Genomic DNA, 14,412 nt, shown 5'->3' on the forward strand with positions numbered 1-14,412 from the left:
GCTCCAGGAGTAATCTGACATGGCAATGAGTGGCGGCCGCGAAGACGGCGAGCCGATGATGGACATGAACATGACGCCGTTGATCGACGTCCTGCTCGTGCTGCTCATCATGTTCATCATCACCATCCCGATCCAGACGCACGCGGTGAAGGTCGACCTGCCGCAGAACAGCAACACCCCGCCACCGCCGGTGGAGCCGACCAAGAACACGCTGTCGATCGATCCGGCAGGCACGATCGCCTGGAACGGCGTGCCGGTGAACGAGGTGACGCTGCGCCAGTATCTCGACCAGAGCGCGGGCATGTCGCCGGAGCCGGAGCTGCACTTCCAGCCCGACCCGCAGGCGCGCTACGAAGTGGTCGACAAGGTGCTGGCCGTGGTGAAGCGCTCGGCCATCACCAAGCTGGGGTTCATCGGCAACGAGCAATACCGAAACGACTTCTGACGGCGACGACCTTGGTATAGGAAGGGGCGGCTATAACGGCCGTCCTTTCTGTATCTAGTCAAATGCCCTGATTACAAAATAGGTAGACCTTAAAGTAAGGTAATGAGATGGATCAATCTCTAGCTTGCCTTGTAAGCAGGTTGCACCTAGCTGTGTGCTTAAGTCTTGCAGTGTTCGCGTTACTCACAGCGCCGATCGACGCTGCTCAAACCGTTGCAAATTCCGGCACACCGCAACGGGCTAAAGACAAAGCCAGTCCCGATATCGTCGTGGAAGGTGTTCTCGATGGGCACTATCCTATCAGAGTTCAAAACAACCTTGGATCAGGGTTTGACACAGTCACATCTAGGCAGGCCGCTTCTGATGCTAAATTCTTTAGTCAGTGCGTAAAGGGCGATGACAATAAGGCTCTTCAAGAGCTTATAGATGGACAACCTAATCGCGAAGGTCGAGCAGCTGCATTGGATTGGATTATTCGTGGGCACAAGGCTTGCTACCCTGGCTACACTGAGCACTTCTCGATGATAAACGTCCATAGTTATGGAGACTGCAATCCGCGCGTAAGTATCGCGCAACCGCAAGCGTCTCCCATTTGCCAGTCAATGTATGACCGAGGAGCACTGATTGAGAAAGTGCTTGCTACCTACGCTGCCGATATTCAAATCAATACAGACGATCTATTTCGGTCTGAGGTGATTGCGCGATTTAAGAGACGTGAAGATAAGTTCGACAGGACGCGTTCCCGGCAAGAGCGTGTATACGTCAAAGTAGTTTCGTGTCTAGTCGCGAGAAACCCGTCTGTTGCATTGGCGTATGAACGAAGTCCAGCAGGTAGTGAAAACGAGACTAAGCTTGGTCGATCATTGATCGGTACCGCTTCCGAGTGCGTTGGTCGAGCGCAGCAAGTCCGTGTTGATCCTTCGCAATTTCGCATTTACTTGGGAGATGCAATATACTCGTGGATATTAGCGCTACGTGGGGTAGACTCGCCTGTTCCGGTGAGGTAGCGATTAGTAATAGTCTAATCATGAGACTAACACTCACAGTAATGAGCAGCCTTGTCTTGGTTTATCAAGCATGTCGTTAGCCTTTATGCGACCTGCGCTATAATCGCGGCAGCGTTACCCCGCGCTGGCCCATGTATTTCCCGGCGCGGTCGGCATAGGTCGTTTCGCATGGCTCGTTGCCGAGTAGGAACAGGAACTGGCACGCACCCTCGTTGGCGTAGACCTTGGCGGGGAGCGGTGTGGTGTTGCTGAACTCCAGCGTCACATGCCCCTCCCAGCCTGGCTCCAGCGGCGTTACGTTGACGATGATGCCGCAGCGCGCATAGGTCGACTTGCCGAGGCAGATGACCAGCACGTCGCGCGGGACCCGGAAATACTCCACTGTCCGCGCCAGCGCGAAGCTGTTGGGCGGGATGATGCAGCAGTCGGTCTTGCGATCGACGAAGCTGTTGGCGGCGAAGTCCTTGGGGTCGACGGTCGCCGAATCGACATTGGTGAAGATCTTGAACTCGTCGGCGACGCGCGCGTCATAGCCGTAGGAGGACAGGCCATAGCTGATACAGCCGTCGCGTCGCTGTGCCTCCACGAACGGCTCGATCATGCCATGCGCCAGCGCCTGTTCGCGGATCCAGCGGTCGGATTGGACCATTAGGCGAGTGCTCCATCCATCAATGCCGGGAAAAACCCCTCATGCGCGGTGCGGAGCGCGTCGAGCGCCACTACGTCGTCGCGGTCGGGCCGTTCGAAGATCAGCCGCTTGCCGCCGGTCCGCCCGAGCGGCTCGGCCTCGACCCCTGCAGCATGTGCCGCGCCGAGGAAATCCAGCAGGGCATGGTCGTGGACGGTGACGACATACACGCCCTGATCCTCGGCGAAGAAGGCGCGGGCACAGTCGAACGGCTGCTTGCGGTCGATCATCGCACCGACATTGCCGGCCAGCGCCATCTCGGCGATCGTCACCGCGACGCCGCCGTCGCTGACGTCGTGCACCGCCGACAGCTGGCCCGCGTCGATGGCGCTGCGGATCAGGTCGCCGGCGCTGCGCTCGGCGGCAAGGTCGACTGGCGGCGGCGGGCCTTCCTCGCGGCCATGGACCTCGCGCAGCCATAGCGACTGGCCGAGATGGCCGCCGCGCACGCCGACCGCGAGGATGATGTCGCCTGCATCCTTGAAGGCGATCGTCGCGCTCTTGCGCCAGTCCGCAAGCAGCCCGAGGCCGCCGATCGCCGGCGTCGGCAGGATCGCCGAACCACCCCCCGTCGCCTTGCTTTCATTGTAGAGCGAGACGTTGCCGCTCACGATCGGGAAGTCGAGCGCGCGGCAGGCGTCGCTCATCCCCTCCAGGCAGCCGACGATCTGCCCCATGATCCGCGGGTTCTGCGGGTTGGCGAAGTTGAGGCAGTTGGTGATCGCCAGCGGTGTCGCGCCGACCGCCGACAGGTTGCGCCACGCCTCCGCCACCGCCTGCCGCCCGCCCGCGACCGGATCGGCGAAGCAATAGCGCGGGGTACAGTCGGTGGTCATCGCCAGCGCCTTTGCGGTGCCGTGGACGCGCACCACCGCTGCGTCGCCGCCGGGGCGCTGGACGGTGTCGGCCCCGACCATGTGGTCATATTGCTCCCAGATCCAGCGGCGGCTGGCGATGTCGGGCGAGGCCATCAGCGTTAGCAGGTCGGCGGCGATGTCGCGGCACGGCGGCACATCGGCGAGCGGTGCCGGCGGCGGCGTCGGCTCGGACGGTCGGTCGTAGAGCGGTGCCTCGTCCGCCAAAGGCCCGAGCGGGATGTCGCAGACCAGTTCGCCGCGATGGCGCAGCACCATGCGGCCGGTGTCGGTCACCCGGCCGATCACCGCGAAATCCAGTTCCCATTTGCGGAAGATCGCCGCCGCCTCGGCCTCGCGGCCGGGCTTGAGCACCATCAGCATCCGCTCCTGCGATTCCGACAGCATCATCTCATAGGCGGTCATGCCGCTCTCGCGCTGCGGCACGTCGTCCATCACCAGCTCGATGCCGACGCCGCCCTTCGATGCCATCTCGACGCTGGAGGAGGTGAGGCCGGCGGCACCCATGTCCTGAATCGCGACGATCATGTCGGTCGCCATCAACTCCAGGCACGCCTCGATCAGCAGCTTCTCCGTGAAGGGATCGCCGACCTGTACGGTGGGGCGCTTGGCGTCGGCATCGTCGCCGAAATCGGCGCTGGCCATAGTCGCACCGTGGATGCCGTCGCGGCCGGTCTTCGATCCGACATAGACGATCGGATTGCCGACGCCCGAGGCGGCCGAGTAGAAGATCCTGTCGGTATCGGCGACGCCCACTGTCATCGCGTTGACCAGGATGTTGCCGTCATAGGCGGGGTGGAAGTTCACTTCGCCGCCGACGGTCGGCACGCCGACGCAATTGCCATAGCCGCCGATGCCGTGAACGACGCCGGCGATCAGGTGCCGCATCTTCGGGTGGTCGGGCCGGCCGAAGCGCAGCGCGTTCAAGTTGGCGATCGGCCGCGCGCCCATCGTGAACACGTCGCGCAGGATACCACCCACGCCGGTCGCCGCGCCTTGGTACGGCTCGATGTACGAGGGGTGGTTGTGGCTCTCCATCTTGAAGATCGCCGCCTGACCGTCGCCGATATCGACCACGCCGGCGTTCTCGCCGGGGCCGCAGATCACCTGCGGGCCGGTGGTGGGCAGCTTCTTCAGGTGGATGCGCGACGATTTATAGCTGCAATGCTCCGACCACATTACCGAGAAGATGCCCAACTCGACAAGGTTCGGTTCGCGGCCCAGCGCGTGGAGGACGCGCTCATGTTCGTCAGGGGACAGGCCGTGGTCGGCGACCATCTGGGGCGTGATCTCGGTCATGCGTCAGGCTCTAGCGAGTGGCCCCGCGCGCGTCACCATCGCGCGCGCCGTCATCGCCTTGTCCCATTCCCGGTGCAGACCTAAATCGCGGTCGACATGCGGCTGGCGCTGTCGATAGCGGGGGGTGTCATCATGCCGTGGCGTTACCAACAATCGACCGGCGTCCTTACCCATAACGGACAGCGGGTCACGGTCGGCTATTCGGGTGCCGGCACCGGCCGCAACAATCACGCCATGCAGGCGACCGCCAATGTCGGACCCATCCCGACCGGGAACTACACGATCGGAACGCCGTACAACACGACGACGCACGGACCGCACGTCATGCGGCTCACTCCGCAAGGTCATACCGCGCTGGGGCGGTCCGGCTTCCTGATCCATGGCGATAACCGGACGCACACCGCCTCGCAGGGTTGCGTCATCCTCGACCCGAACGTCCGCAATCGCATATCGGCGAGCCGCGACCTGACGCTTGAAGTGGTGCAGTGAAGTTGCGGACGCTCGGCCTGAGCGGCCTCGCAGCGGCGCTGCTGCTCGCCGGCTGCTCGTCGGTCGCATCTGTCGGCAATAGCATGGCGACCGAGAAGTCGCAGGATCGCCCGCCTGCCGCGCGGCCGCAGCCCAGCGCCGCGATAGACGATCCGCAACTCGCCCGGATCGATCGGCGAGCGGCGCAGGAGGGGGCCACCGCTTATCTCGCGACGGTGGGCGACGAAGATGGCGACTGGCAGCACCTGCTGGATGCTGCCGCACGGGGGGATGCGGCGGCGCTCGCGCTGGCGACCAAGCTGCGGCCCGCCGCCGATGCCGGCACCGCCGAGGCGCTCGACATGTCGTTCGGGCGAGCACTGCCTGCCGCGCCGACAACCATCCTGACCCTGGTCAAGGGTGCCAATGTCGACGTGCTTTGCACATCACCGTTCATCGAACCCGAAGCGGGGGTCGAGCGCCGCTATAACAAGGACGCGCTGGCCGCGCTCGACCGGCTTCCCGAGTCGCAGCGGCCGCACCCCGCGTTCGAGGCGTGCCGAGCCAGGCTGGAGCAGGTCGCCCGATCGCTTCACGACTGATCCCAAGCTTCACTGGTAAGGCGGCTGGGTCCATCCCTTGGGGCTGAGGGTGAAGATCTCGCAGCCGCTGTCGGTGATGCCGATTGAATGTTCGAATTGCGCCGACAGCGACCGGTCGCGGGTCACCGCAGTCCAGCCATCGTCGAGCAGCTTCACGTCGGGCCGACCGATGTTGATCATCGGCTCGATGGTGAAGATCATGCCGGGGCGCAGCTCCGGGCCGGTGCCGGGACGGCCGACATGCACCACCTCCGGCGCGTCGTGGAACAGCCGGCCCAGGCCATGGCCGCAGAAATCGCGCACCACGCCATAACGGTTGCGCTCGGCGTGGCGCTGGATCGCGTGGGCGACGTCGCCCATGTGCGCGCCGGGCCGTGCCGCCTCGATGCCGAGCATCAGGCATTCGTACGTCACCTCGACCAGTCGGCGCGCCCGGATCGGCACGTCGCCGACCAGGTACATCCGGCTCGAGTCGCCATGCCAGCCGTCGAGGATCGGGGTGACGTCGACATTGACGATCTCCCCGGCCTTCAGCGTGCGCTCGCCGGGAATGCCGTGGCAGACGACGTGGTTGATCGAGATGCAGCTGGAATGGGTATAGCCACGATAGCCGAGCGTCGCCGGCACGCCGCCGTTCGCGACGATGAAGTCATAGACCAGCCGGTCGATCTCGGCGGTGGCGACGCCGGGCACCATGTGCGGCACCAGCATGTCGAGCGTTTCGGCAGCGAGCCGCCCGGCCTTGTGCATCCCGGCGAACGCCGCCGCGCCGTGGAGCTTGATCGCGCCGGTGCGTGCCTCTGGCGCGTCGGAGGTGACGGTCACGAAATCGGTCATGGCCGCGATATAGCGTGGCGAAACCGGCTTTGCGAGACTATGCGATGGCCATGGCAAGCGAGCGGATATGGACGGCGGCGCTGCTCGTCATCGGCGACGAAATCCTGTCGGGGCGCACCCAGGACAAGAACATCGCCCAGATCGCGCAGTGGCTGAACGTCCAGGGTATCCGGCTGGGCGAGGTGCGCGTCGTCGGCGACCGCGAGGAGGCGATCGTCGAGGCAGTCAATGCGCTGCGGGGGCGCAACGACTATCTGTTCACCACCGGCGGCATTGGCCCGACCCATGACGACATCACCGTCGACGCGATCGCGGTCGCGCTCGACGTCGGCGTCGTCCACCATCCGCGCGCGATGGAGGCGCTGGAGGCCTATTATGCGACGCGCGGCGGCTTGAACGACGCGCGGGCACGGATGGCGCGGGTGCCGGCGGGGGCCGACCTGATCGAGAACCGCCTGTCGGGCGCGCCGGGTATCCGCTGGGGCAACGTCTTCATCATGGCGGGAGTGCCGCACATCACCGCCGGGATGCTCGACGCGCTGACCGGGACGCTGGAGGGTGGCCGGCCGGTGGTCAGCCGGACGATCGGCTGCTGGGTGGCGGAAAGCGAGGTCGCCGACCTGCTGCGCGTAACCGAAAAGGCCCACGCGGGGGTGGCGATCGGCAGCTACCCGTTCTTCCGCGAGGGCCGGGTGGGGGCGAACTTCGTCGCGCGCAGCCCCGACGAGGCGCTGGTCGACGCCTGCATCGCCGACCTTTCCCGCGAGCTGGAAGCGTCCGGCCGGCAGGTAGTGGCGGACGGTATCTAGCCCAGCACCGCGCCGACATGCGCCTCGCCCCGCGCCTCGGCGAGGCGGGTCTGGCGGTGGCGTTCGGCATAGCCCTGGCGCTGCTCGTCACTGCGGGCGGCGTGGCAGGCGGGGCAGCTTACCCCTTCGTGGTAGAGCGGCGAGGCGCGGTCGGCGGGGCTGACCGGCATCCGGCAGGCGTGGCACAGCGTATGGCTGCCGGGCGCGAGGCCGGGTCCGACTGCGACCCGCTGGTCGAAGACGAAACACTCGCCCCGCCAGCGGCTCTCCTCGGCCGGCACCGCTTCGAGATAGGCGAGGATGCCGCCCTTGAGGTGGTGGACCTCCTCGATGCCCTCTGCCTTGAGGAACGCGGTCGCCTTCTCGCAGCGGATGCCGCCGGTGCAGAACATCGCCACGCCTGGTCGCTCGTCGCCGGCCAGCAGCGTCTCGCGGTGGGCGCGGAACCAGGCGGGGAAGTCGCTGAAGTGGCGCGTGCCGGGGTCGATCGCGCCGGCGAAGCTGCCGATCGCCACCTCGTAATCGTTGCGGGTGTCGATCACGATTGTGCCGGGCCGCTCGATCAGAGCGTTCCAGTCGGCGGGTTCGACATAGCTGCCGCCGGCGAGCGGATCGATCGCTGGCTGTCCCATGGTGACGATCTCCCGCTTCAGCCGCACCTTCATGCGGTGGAAGGGCAGGGCGGCGGCCCGCGACTCGCGGACGGCAAGGTCGGCGCAGCCGGGCAAAGCACGGATCGCCGCCAGCACAATGTCGATGCCCTGGTCGCTGCCGGCGATCGTGCCGTTGATGCCTTCGGCGGCGATCAGCAGCGTGCCCTTGACGCCGCCGGCCGCGCAGGTCGCCGCCAGCGAAGCCCGGAGCGATGCTCGTTCGGCCAGCGGCGTGAAGCGATACAGCGCGACGACCCGCACCGGCAGGTGGAGTTGGACGGCGGACATCGCCGGCCTATTCGTCGTCGACGACCGGCGCGGGCGGGTGCAGCCGCAGCCGATTGACCCGCCGCTCGTCCGCCTCTGTCACCTCCAGCTTCCACCCCGATGGATGCGCGAGGCAGTCGCCCACCGCCGGCACACGCCCCGCCAGCAGCGCCGCCAGCCCGCCCAACGTGTCGATGTCACCCTCGGTCTCGGCGAGGCGCGGGTCGATCAGCGTCGCGGCATCTTCCAGCTCGGCGCGCGCGTCGACGTCCCAGGCCCCGCCGTCGATCGGGACGATCAGCGCCTCGGGTGCCTCGTCATGCTCGTCCTCGATGTCGCCGACGATCTCCTCGATCAGGTCCTCGATCGTCACCAGCCCTTCGGTGCCCGAATATTCGTCGAGGACGATGGCGAGGTGGACGCGGCTCTGGCGCATGTCGGCGAGGAGGTCGAGCGTGCCGCGCGCCATCGGCACGTACAGCGGCTCGCGGATCAGCGCGGCGATGTCGGCGGGATGTGCCTCGCCGTGCGCCAGGATCGCGAACACGTCCTTGATGTGGACCATGCCGATGATGGTATCCAGCTCGCCGCGATAGACCGGCAGGCGGCTGTGCCCCGCCTCCGCGAAGAGCGCGACCAGGTCGGCGAAGCTGGTCTTCTCCTCGACCGCGATGATGTCGGCGCGCGGCACGCCGACATCGCCGGCGTCGCGCTCGCCGAAATGGAGGAGGTTGCGCAGCATCTCGCGTTCGAGCGGCGATAGGTCGCCCTTTGCGTCGGGGGCGGGATCGCCCTCGTGCCGGTCGATCGCTCCCTCCAGCTGATCGCGCAGCGTGTCCTCCGGCTCGCGGCCGAAGATCAGCGCCTTGAGGCCGCTCCAGAAACCGTGATCATGGGGGCCGCTACTTCGGTCCTCGGGCATGGGCGGGCGTCAATCCTCTTCGATCAGGTAGGGATCGGCGATGCCGAGCGCGGCGAGCGCGTCGCGTTCGATCGCCTCCATGCCCTCCGCCGCGTCGTCGTCGCCATGGTCATAGCCTAGCAGATGCAGCGTGCCGTGCACCAGCAGGTGCGTGGCATGATCCTCGATGCCGATGCCGCGGGTCGCCGCCTCCGCCGCGCAGACGCCATGGGCGAGAACGATGTCGCCGAGCAGCACCTCGCCGTCGTCGGAGTTCTGGCTGACCGTGTCGATGAGGTCGGGCTGCACCATCGGAAAGGAGAGGACGTTGGTTGGTCGGTCCTTGCCGCGATATTGCGCGTTGAGGGCGCGTACTTGGTCGTCACCGGTCAGCCGGACGCTGATCTCGACCAGCGCCGGCGTGGTCACCAGCTCGCCATGCGGGGTCCGCTCGATCGCGGCACGCGCGGCGCGGGTGGCGAGACTGGTCCAGTTGGCGTCGGGCCAAGGGTCCTCGCGGGTGAGTTCGATCTGGATCATGCGAGATCAGTTTGCGCGAAATCGTCGCCCTTGTAGAGCAGCCGCGCGCCGTTCGCCTTGGCGCAGGCATAGGCGAAGCAATCGCCCATGTTGAGCCGGGCGCGATGCCGTCCCTTTCCGAAACGACGGTGTGCTTCCAATGCTAGCGCACCCTCGTGTTCGGCAATGCCGACTATTTCTATGCCCCGCCCGACGATGAAAGCTGCGACGTCCTGACGGGCGATGTCCATCATGATGCCACGACCAACACTGAGCGCTATGGTTGCTTCCCAGACCGCTATGGCAGACGTCAAACGTCGTTCGGCACCATCTAGCCTGTTGCCTAACTTCTCGAAATCATGTTCGAGCGTGAGCATCGCAACCAACGCGGATGCGTCGATGAACAGAATTATTCCGCCCAGGGATCAATGATATTCTCTTCGCCCGACAGCGAGTCGAAGAACGCCTTATTGATTTTCATCTGCTCCCGGTCGGGTAGGGGATGAGCAGCTCGATATTCACGAAGCCACTGATTTGTCGACGTTGACAAGGACAAGGGATCATCGCCCTTATCGATCAATCGCAATGCCCGCTTAACAGCTTCTGTCTTGGTCGTTCCCAAACGCAACGCTACCCTGCCGGCCAGTGCCGCAGCTTCCGGATCCTTGATAAAAAGAGATGCCATAACAAGCTCCGTATATCCCAAAGCGTAGCCTGGTATATTCCAAGTTTCAACCAGCGCCCTCATACGCCTCGACGATCCGCCCGACGATCGGATGGCGCACCACGTCGGCGGCGTTGAAGCGGGTGACGGCGATGCCCTCCACACCCTCGAGTCGCCGCACCGCGTCGGCCAGCCCCGAAGCCGGGATGCCGCCGGGCAGATCGACCTGATTGGGGTCGCCACACACCACCATGCGGCTGTTCTGGCCAAAACGAGTGAGGAACATCTTCATCTGCGCCGGCGTGGTGTTCTGCGCCTCGTCGAGGATCACGAACGCGTCGGCGAGCGTGCGCCCGCGCATGAAGGCGATCGGCGCGACTTCGATCTCGCCCGACGCAATGCGCCGCTCGACCTGCTCGGCGGGCAGGCAGTCGTACAAGGCGTCGTACAAGGGCCGCAGATAGGGGTCGACCTTCTCCTTCATGTCGCCGGGCAGGAAGCCCAGCCGCTCGCCCGCCTCGACCGCCGGGCGCGAGAGGATCAGCCGCTGGACGCTGCCGGTGATCAGCTGCGCCACCGCCTGCGCCACCGCGACATAAGTCTTGCCGGTGCCCGCCGGTCCCAGCGCGAAGATCATGTCGTTGCCGGTCAGCTGGTGCATGTAGTGCGCCTGCGCCAGCGTACGTGGCACGATCGTCTTCTTGCGCGTGCGGATCATGATCGACGGCGCGCGGTCGCCGGCATCGGCGCGGATGATGCCGTGCAGCACCGGCTCCGCCGCCATGGCGATCGAGGCGTCGACCAGGCCGGTATCGACCTGCTCGCCGCGACCTATGCGGGCATATAGGTCGTTGAGCACGTCGCGCGCGGTCGCGACCTGCTCGGCCGACCCCTCCAGCCCCACCCGGTTGCCGCGCGCGGTGATGTACACGCCCAGCCGGTTCTCCAGCGCCACCAGGTTCTGGTCATACTGGCCGAACAGCGCGGCGAGCAGCTGCGGCCGATCGAACACCAGCTCCGCGCGGGAACGGTCACCGGACTGGGCGGGCTGGGGCTTGCGACTCATGCGGTCCTTTCGGGAATGAAGCTGGGTGAGAAGGTGAGGACGGCAGCGCGCGGGCGCAAGCGGCAAGCGCGACCATTTAGCGGCACGTGGCGATCAGGCCGCCAGCCGTGCCGCCGCCACGCCGCCCATCGACACCGGTCCGGCGCTGACCAGCTCCACCTCGACGAGATCGCCGATGCCGGCATCGGTGACGAGATGCACCGATTGCAGCCAGGGTGACTTGCCGAGCATCTGCCCCGGCCGCTTGCCGGGCCGCTCGATCAGCACCGTGCAGGTGCGGCCGACGCTCGCCTGATTGAACGCGATCTGGTCGCGGCCGAGCGCGGCCTGCAGGCGCTGGAGGCGCTCGTCCATCACCTCCGGCGCGACCTGCTCGGCGAGGGTCGCGGCAGGGGTGCCGGCGCGCGGGCTGTACTTGAAGCTGAACGCCTGGGCATAGCCGACTGCCTCGACCAAGCTCAGCGTCTCGGCGAACTCGGCTTCGGTCTCGCCGGGAAAGCCGACGATGAAGTCGCCCGAGAGCGCGATGTCGGGCCGTACCGCGCGCACCCGGTCGAGCAGGCGCAGGTAGGAGTCGCGGGTGTGGTGACGGTTCATCGCGCGCAGCACCCGGTCGCTCCCCGCCTGTACCGGTAGGTGCAGGAAGGGCATCAGCCCCTCGACGTCGCGATGCGCGTCGATCAGGCCCTGCGTCATGTCGTTGGGATGACTGGTGGTGTAGCGGACGCGCGCCAGGCCCGGCACCCGGTCGAGCGCGCAGATCAGGTCGTGCAGGCCCCGCGCGCCGTCGCTCCAGGCGTTGACGTTCTGCCCCAGCAGCGTGATCTCGCGCGCGCCGGCGTCGACCAATGCCTGCGCCTCCTCGACGATCGCCGTGAACGGCCGGCTGACCTCTGCGCCGCGGGTATAGGGCACCACGCAATAGGTGCAGAACTTGTCGCACCCCTCCTGTACCGTCAGGAACGCGCTCGGCCCCGACCGGCGGCGGGCGGGGAGCGCGCCGAACTTGGTGAGCAGCGGCATGTCGGTGTCGATCGCCGGCGCGCCCTTGGCCGCCTTCGCCACCAGCGTAGGCAGCTGGTGGTACGCCTGCGGCCCGACCACCACGTCGACCTTCGCGCGCGCGACGATCTCCTCGCCCTCGGCTTGGGCGACGCAGCCGGCGACTGCGATCATCGGGGTGCGACCGGCCTTGCCCGCCACCTTGCGGATGCGGCCGATGTCCGAATACACCTTCTCGGTCGCGCGCTCGCGGATGTGGCAGGTGTTGAGGACGACGAGGTCGGCCTGGTCGGCGTCCACCGCGACCAGCCCGTCGGCGGCCATCAGCTCGGCCATGCGCTCGCCGTCATAGACGTTCATCTGGCAACCGAACGACTTGACGTGGAAGGTCTGGGGAGGCGGCATCCCGTGCCTATACCGCCGGCCGGGGCGGCTCGCCACCCGCCTCTGCTCCCATCGCGATCCGTCGTCGCGCTTCCGCCGCGATCGCCTTGCGGCCGGGGAAGTCGCGCGGGTCGAACGGCGCGCAGAAGCGCAGCGTCGGCCGGAAGGTGCCGCGACGGCGCAGAACGCGGCCCGCATGGTGCCGCCCGCTCTCGTCGCCGACCCAGGCCAGCTCGCCAGTCGCGTCGCCATAGTCGATCCGCACCGGCTGGACCATCACGCCCGGCGGCGGTGGGTCGAGGGCGGCCAGCAGCGACGCCTTGAACGGCAGCAGCGTCGTACCGTCGCCGGTCGTCCCCTCCGGGAAGATCGCCACCGCCGCCCGCTGCGCGAGCGCCGCACGCAGCCGGTCGACCTGACCGCCGATCGCCAGCCGATCATCGCGCGCGACGAAGATCGTAGCGTTGAGCCGGCACAGCCAGCCGACCAGCGGCACCATGTCCAGCTCGGCCTTGGCGACGAAGGCAGCCCCGGTCGTGCCGGCCAGCAGCGGGATGTCGAGCCAGCTCAAATGGTTGGACACGATCATGACGTTGCGCCGGCAGGGCTGGCCGATCGTCCGCGGGCGGGCACCGACGATCCGCGCGACCGCAGCGAGGAACAGCCGCGGCGCTGGCGAACGGAGTCGGACTAGCCGGCAGGCACCATGCAGCAAGAGGGCGATGAACAGCACGAGAGCCAGGGCGATGACCCGGCCGGCAAGGCGCATGTCGTTCACGCAGAGGCGCAGTCGCCCCTCAATCCTTGCGGCTGAGCCTGACGCCGTACAGCTCCATGCGGTGGTCGACGAGGCGGAAGCCAAGCCGCTCGGCGATCGCCTTTTGCAGCTGCTCGACCTCAGGATCGACGAACTCGATGACGCGGCCGGTCTCGACGTCGATCAAGTGATCGTGATGCGCTTCGGGTGCCGGCTCGTAGCGGGCGCGGCCATCGCCGAAATCGTGGCGGTCGAGGATGCCCGCCTCCTCGAACAGCCGCACGGTGCGATAGACGGTCGCGATCGAGATGCCCGAGTCGACCTGGGAGGCGCGCTCATACACCTTCTCGACGTCGGGATGGTCTTCCGCCTCCGACAGGACGCGCGCGATCACGCGGCGCTGGTCGGTAATGCGCAGGCCCTTCTGGTTGCACAGCGCTTCGAGATCGATGTTGCGAGACATGATGCCGGTGTACCGCGTCGCGCTTGTTGCGAAAAGCAAAAGCGACTCGCAATAAGGATCTCAGCTGCCGATTGTCCGGCGGTAGGTGTGGGCATCATGGACCTGCCCGGTCTTGCCACGGTAATAGCCGCGCCGCTCGCCGACCTTGGCGAAGCCGTGGCCGCGATACAGCGCCACGGCGTCGTTGCCGGCGCGTACCTCCAGATGGAGGTCGCCGATCCCGGCAGCAGCGCACTCGCCGATCACCGCGCGCAGCAGCGCTGTACCGACGCCGCGGCGGCGAGCGACGGGATCGACTGCGAGCAGCAGCAACTCGGCCTCGTCCACCACCATGCGCACCATGGCGAACCCGGCCGGCGCGTCGTCGACCAGCGCCAGCGTCAGCCGCACCCCTGGCATTGCCAGAACGCCGAGCGACTGGCCGCGCGTCCACGCCTCGCCATAGCGGGGGTCGAACGCCGCCTCGGTCAGGGTCGCCACCATCTCGATATCGCGCGCGTCGCCGCGGCGTAGCGTGACCGAGCGGGTCGCCATCAGCGCGCAGTCGGAAGCGCCGCGTCGGGCGCACGGCCATAAATCGGGCGCGGCGGCAGCGCGGTCAGCTCGGCCGGGAGCAGCCGGGCGTCGGCGGCATCGGGCAGCGTGTCCTCCGCATCAAGGGCGGGCTCCAGCGCGGTCAGCCAGCCGACGCCGTTGCCGACGATCC

Annotated in this window: 17 protein-coding genes; 4 read left to right on the plus strand and 13 right to left on the minus strand. The window is 66.7% G+C overall.

Annotated elements, in window-relative coordinates:
• The first annotated feature begins 19 nt into the window (after positions 1-19).
• On the plus strand, positions 20-445 hold the full coding sequence (locus tag HUU96_RS03395; RefSeq protein WP_174291454.1) for an ExbD/TolR family protein: 426 nt from the start codon (positions 20-22) through the stop codon (positions 443-445).
• Between the two features lie 1,104 nt (positions 446-1,549).
• On the opposite strand, the gene dcd is transcribed toward HUU96_RS03395, so the two are convergent.
• Both dcd and purL read right to left on the minus strand, forming a co-directional pair.
• The gene (gene dcd / locus HUU96_RS03400; RefSeq protein ID WP_174291455.1) at positions 1,550-2,101 is read right to left on the minus strand and encodes a dCTP deaminase; all 552 of its coding nucleotides are present in this window, start codon (positions 2,099-2,101) and stop codon (positions 1,550-1,552) included.
• Complete coding sequence (purL, locus tag HUU96_RS03405) at positions 2,101-4,314, minus strand: phosphoribosylformylglycinamidine synthase subunit PurL (protein ID WP_174291456.1); 2,214 nt, start codon at positions 4,312-4,314, stop codon at positions 2,101-2,103. The genes dcd and purL overlap by 1 nt, the downstream gene beginning before the upstream one ends.
• A 132-nt stretch (positions 4,315-4,446) precedes the next feature.
• On the opposite strand from purL, the gene HUU96_RS03410 reads away from it, so the two are divergent.
• Both HUU96_RS03410 and HUU96_RS03415 read left to right on the plus strand, forming a co-directional pair.
• Positions 4,447-4,803, plus strand: a complete 357-nt coding sequence (locus HUU96_RS03410; RefSeq protein ID WP_174291457.1) for a tlde1 domain-containing protein — start codon at positions 4,447-4,449, stop codon at positions 4,801-4,803.
• Positions 4,800-5,384 carry a hypothetical protein gene (locus HUU96_RS03415; protein ID WP_174291458.1) on the plus strand — a complete coding sequence of 195 codons (585 nt, stop codon included), beginning with the start codon at positions 4,800-4,802 and terminating at the stop codon, positions 5,382-5,384. The genes HUU96_RS03410 and HUU96_RS03415 overlap by 4 nt, the downstream gene beginning before the upstream one ends.
• Positions 5,385-5,393: 9 nt before the next feature.
• Here HUU96_RS03415 and map read toward each other — a convergent pair whose 3' ends face one another.
• Positions 5,394-6,221: a type I methionyl aminopeptidase gene (gene map / locus HUU96_RS03420; RefSeq protein WP_174291459.1), complete on the minus strand. Its 828-nt coding sequence runs from the start codon at positions 6,219-6,221 to the stop codon at positions 5,394-5,396.
• 50 nt (positions 6,222-6,271) lie between these two features.
• Here map and HUU96_RS03425 point away from each other — a divergent pair, with 50 nt between their 5' ends.
• Positions 6,272-7,030, plus strand: a complete 759-nt coding sequence (locus HUU96_RS03425; protein WP_174291460.1) for a competence/damage-inducible protein A — start codon at positions 6,272-6,274, stop codon at positions 7,028-7,030.
• On the opposite strand, the gene trhO is transcribed toward HUU96_RS03425, so the two are convergent.
• The 10 genes from trhO to HUU96_RS03475 form a co-directional block, all read right to left on the minus strand.
• The gene (gene trhO / locus HUU96_RS03430; protein ID WP_174291461.1) at positions 7,027-7,971 is read right to left on the minus strand and encodes an oxygen-dependent tRNA uridine(34) hydroxylase TrhO; all 945 of its coding nucleotides are present in this window, start codon (positions 7,969-7,971) and stop codon (positions 7,027-7,029) included. The two genes, HUU96_RS03425 and trhO, sit on opposite strands and share 4 nt — an antisense overlap.
• A 7-nt stretch (positions 7,972-7,978) precedes the next feature.
• Positions 7,979-8,872, minus strand: coding sequence for a hemolysin family protein (locus HUU96_RS03435; protein ID WP_174291462.1), 894 nt, complete (start codon positions 8,870-8,872; stop codon positions 7,979-7,981).
• A 9-nt stretch (positions 8,873-8,881) separates the two neighbouring features.
• The gene (gene ybeY, locus HUU96_RS03440) at positions 8,882-9,391 is read right to left on the minus strand and encodes an rRNA maturation RNase YbeY (RefSeq protein ID WP_174291463.1); all 510 of its coding nucleotides are present in this window, start codon (positions 9,389-9,391) and stop codon (positions 8,882-8,884) included.
• Positions 9,388-9,792 (minus strand): type II toxin-antitoxin system VapC family toxin, encoded by a 405-nt coding sequence (locus HUU96_RS03445; protein WP_368039735.1) that lies wholly within the window; start codon positions 9,790-9,792, stop codon positions 9,388-9,390. The genes ybeY and HUU96_RS03445 overlap by 4 nt, the downstream gene beginning before the upstream one ends.
• Positions 9,780-10,055 carry a type II toxin-antitoxin system VapB family antitoxin gene (locus HUU96_RS03450; protein ID WP_174291464.1) on the minus strand — a complete coding sequence of 92 codons (276 nt, stop codon included), beginning with the start codon at positions 10,053-10,055 and terminating at the stop codon, positions 9,780-9,782. Before HUU96_RS03450 ends, HUU96_RS03445 begins: the two co-directional genes overlap by 13 nt.
• 46 nt (positions 10,056-10,101) lie before the next feature.
• Positions 10,102-11,100 carry a PhoH family protein gene (locus HUU96_RS03455; protein WP_174291465.1) on the minus strand — a complete coding sequence of 333 codons (999 nt, stop codon included), beginning with the start codon at positions 11,098-11,100 and terminating at the stop codon, positions 10,102-10,104.
• A gap of 93 nt (positions 11,101-11,193) precedes the next feature.
• On the minus strand, positions 11,194-12,507 hold the full coding sequence (gene miaB, locus HUU96_RS03460) for a tRNA (N6-isopentenyl adenosine(37)-C2)-methylthiotransferase MiaB (RefSeq protein ID WP_174291466.1): 1,314 nt from the start codon (positions 12,505-12,507) through the stop codon (positions 11,194-11,196).
• A 7-nt stretch (positions 12,508-12,514) separates the two neighbouring features.
• Complete coding sequence (locus HUU96_RS03465) at positions 12,515-13,255, minus strand: lysophospholipid acyltransferase family protein (RefSeq protein WP_174291470.1); 741 nt, start codon at positions 13,253-13,255, stop codon at positions 12,515-12,517.
• Positions 13,256-13,283: 28 nt separating this feature from the next.
• Entirely contained in the window at positions 13,284-13,706 is a 423-nt protein-coding gene (locus tag HUU96_RS03470) for a Fur family transcriptional regulator (RefSeq protein ID WP_174291467.1), read from the minus strand.
• A 60-nt stretch (positions 13,707-13,766) separates the two neighbouring features.
• Positions 13,767-14,240: a GNAT family N-acetyltransferase gene (locus HUU96_RS03475; RefSeq protein ID WP_174291468.1), complete on the minus strand. Its 474-nt coding sequence runs from the start codon at positions 14,238-14,240 to the stop codon at positions 13,767-13,769.
• Positions 14,241-14,412 lie beyond the last annotated feature (172 nt).

It is taken from the genome of Sphingomonas bacterium (genome assembly GCF_903644135.1).
Classification (GTDB): domain Bacteria; phylum Pseudomonadota; class Alphaproteobacteria; order Sphingomonadales; family Sphingomonadaceae; genus Sphingomonas.

Coding starts and splice junctions, on each gene's coding strand:
- HUU96_RS03395 (WP_174291454.1), top strand. CDS start 20: ATGGCAATGAGTGGCGGCCGCGAAGACGGCGAGCCGATGATGGACATG.
- dcd (WP_174291455.1), bottom strand. CDS start 2,101: ATGGTCCAATCCGACCGCTGGATCCGCGAACAGGCGCTGGCGCATGGC.
- purL (WP_174291456.1), bottom strand. CDS start 4,314: ATGACCGAGATCACGCCCCAGATGGTCGCCGACCACGGCCTGTCCCCT.
- HUU96_RS03410 (WP_174291457.1), top strand. CDS start 4,447: ATGCCGTGGCGTTACCAACAATCGACCGGCGTCCTTACCCATAACGGA.
- map (WP_174291459.1), bottom strand. CDS start 6,221: ATGACCGATTTCGTGACCGTCACCTCCGACGCGCCAGAGGCACGCACC.
- HUU96_RS03425 (WP_174291460.1), top strand. CDS start 6,272: ATGGCAAGCGAGCGGATATGGACGGCGGCGCTGCTCGTCATCGGCGAC.
- trhO (WP_174291461.1), bottom strand. CDS start 7,971: ATGTCCGCCGTCCAACTCCACCTGCCGGTGCGGGTCGTCGCGCTGTAT.
- HUU96_RS03435 (WP_174291462.1), bottom strand. CDS start 8,872: ATGCCCGAGGACCGAAGTAGCGGCCCCCATGATCACGGTTTCTGGAGC.
- ybeY (WP_174291463.1), bottom strand. CDS start 9,391: ATGATCCAGATCGAACTCACCCGCGAGGACCCTTGGCCCGACGCCAAC.
- HUU96_RS03450 (WP_174291464.1), bottom strand. CDS start 10,055: ATGGCATCTCTTTTTATCAAGGATCCGGAAGCTGCGGCACTGGCCGGC.
- HUU96_RS03455 (WP_174291465.1), bottom strand. CDS start 11,100: ATGAGTCGCAAGCCCCAGCCCGCCCAGTCCGGTGACCGTTCCCGCGCG.
- miaB (WP_174291466.1), bottom strand. CDS start 12,507: ATGCCGCCTCCCCAGACCTTCCACGTCAAGTCGTTCGGTTGCCAGATG.
- HUU96_RS03465 (WP_174291470.1), bottom strand. CDS start 13,255: ATGCGCCTTGCCGGCCGGGTCATCGCCCTGGCTCTCGTGCTGTTCATC.
- HUU96_RS03470 (WP_174291467.1), bottom strand. CDS start 13,706: ATGTCTCGCAACATCGATCTCGAAGCGCTGTGCAACCAGAAGGGCCTG.
- HUU96_RS03475 (WP_174291468.1), bottom strand. CDS start 14,240: ATGGCGACCCGCTCGGTCACGCTACGCCGCGGCGACGCGCGCGATATC.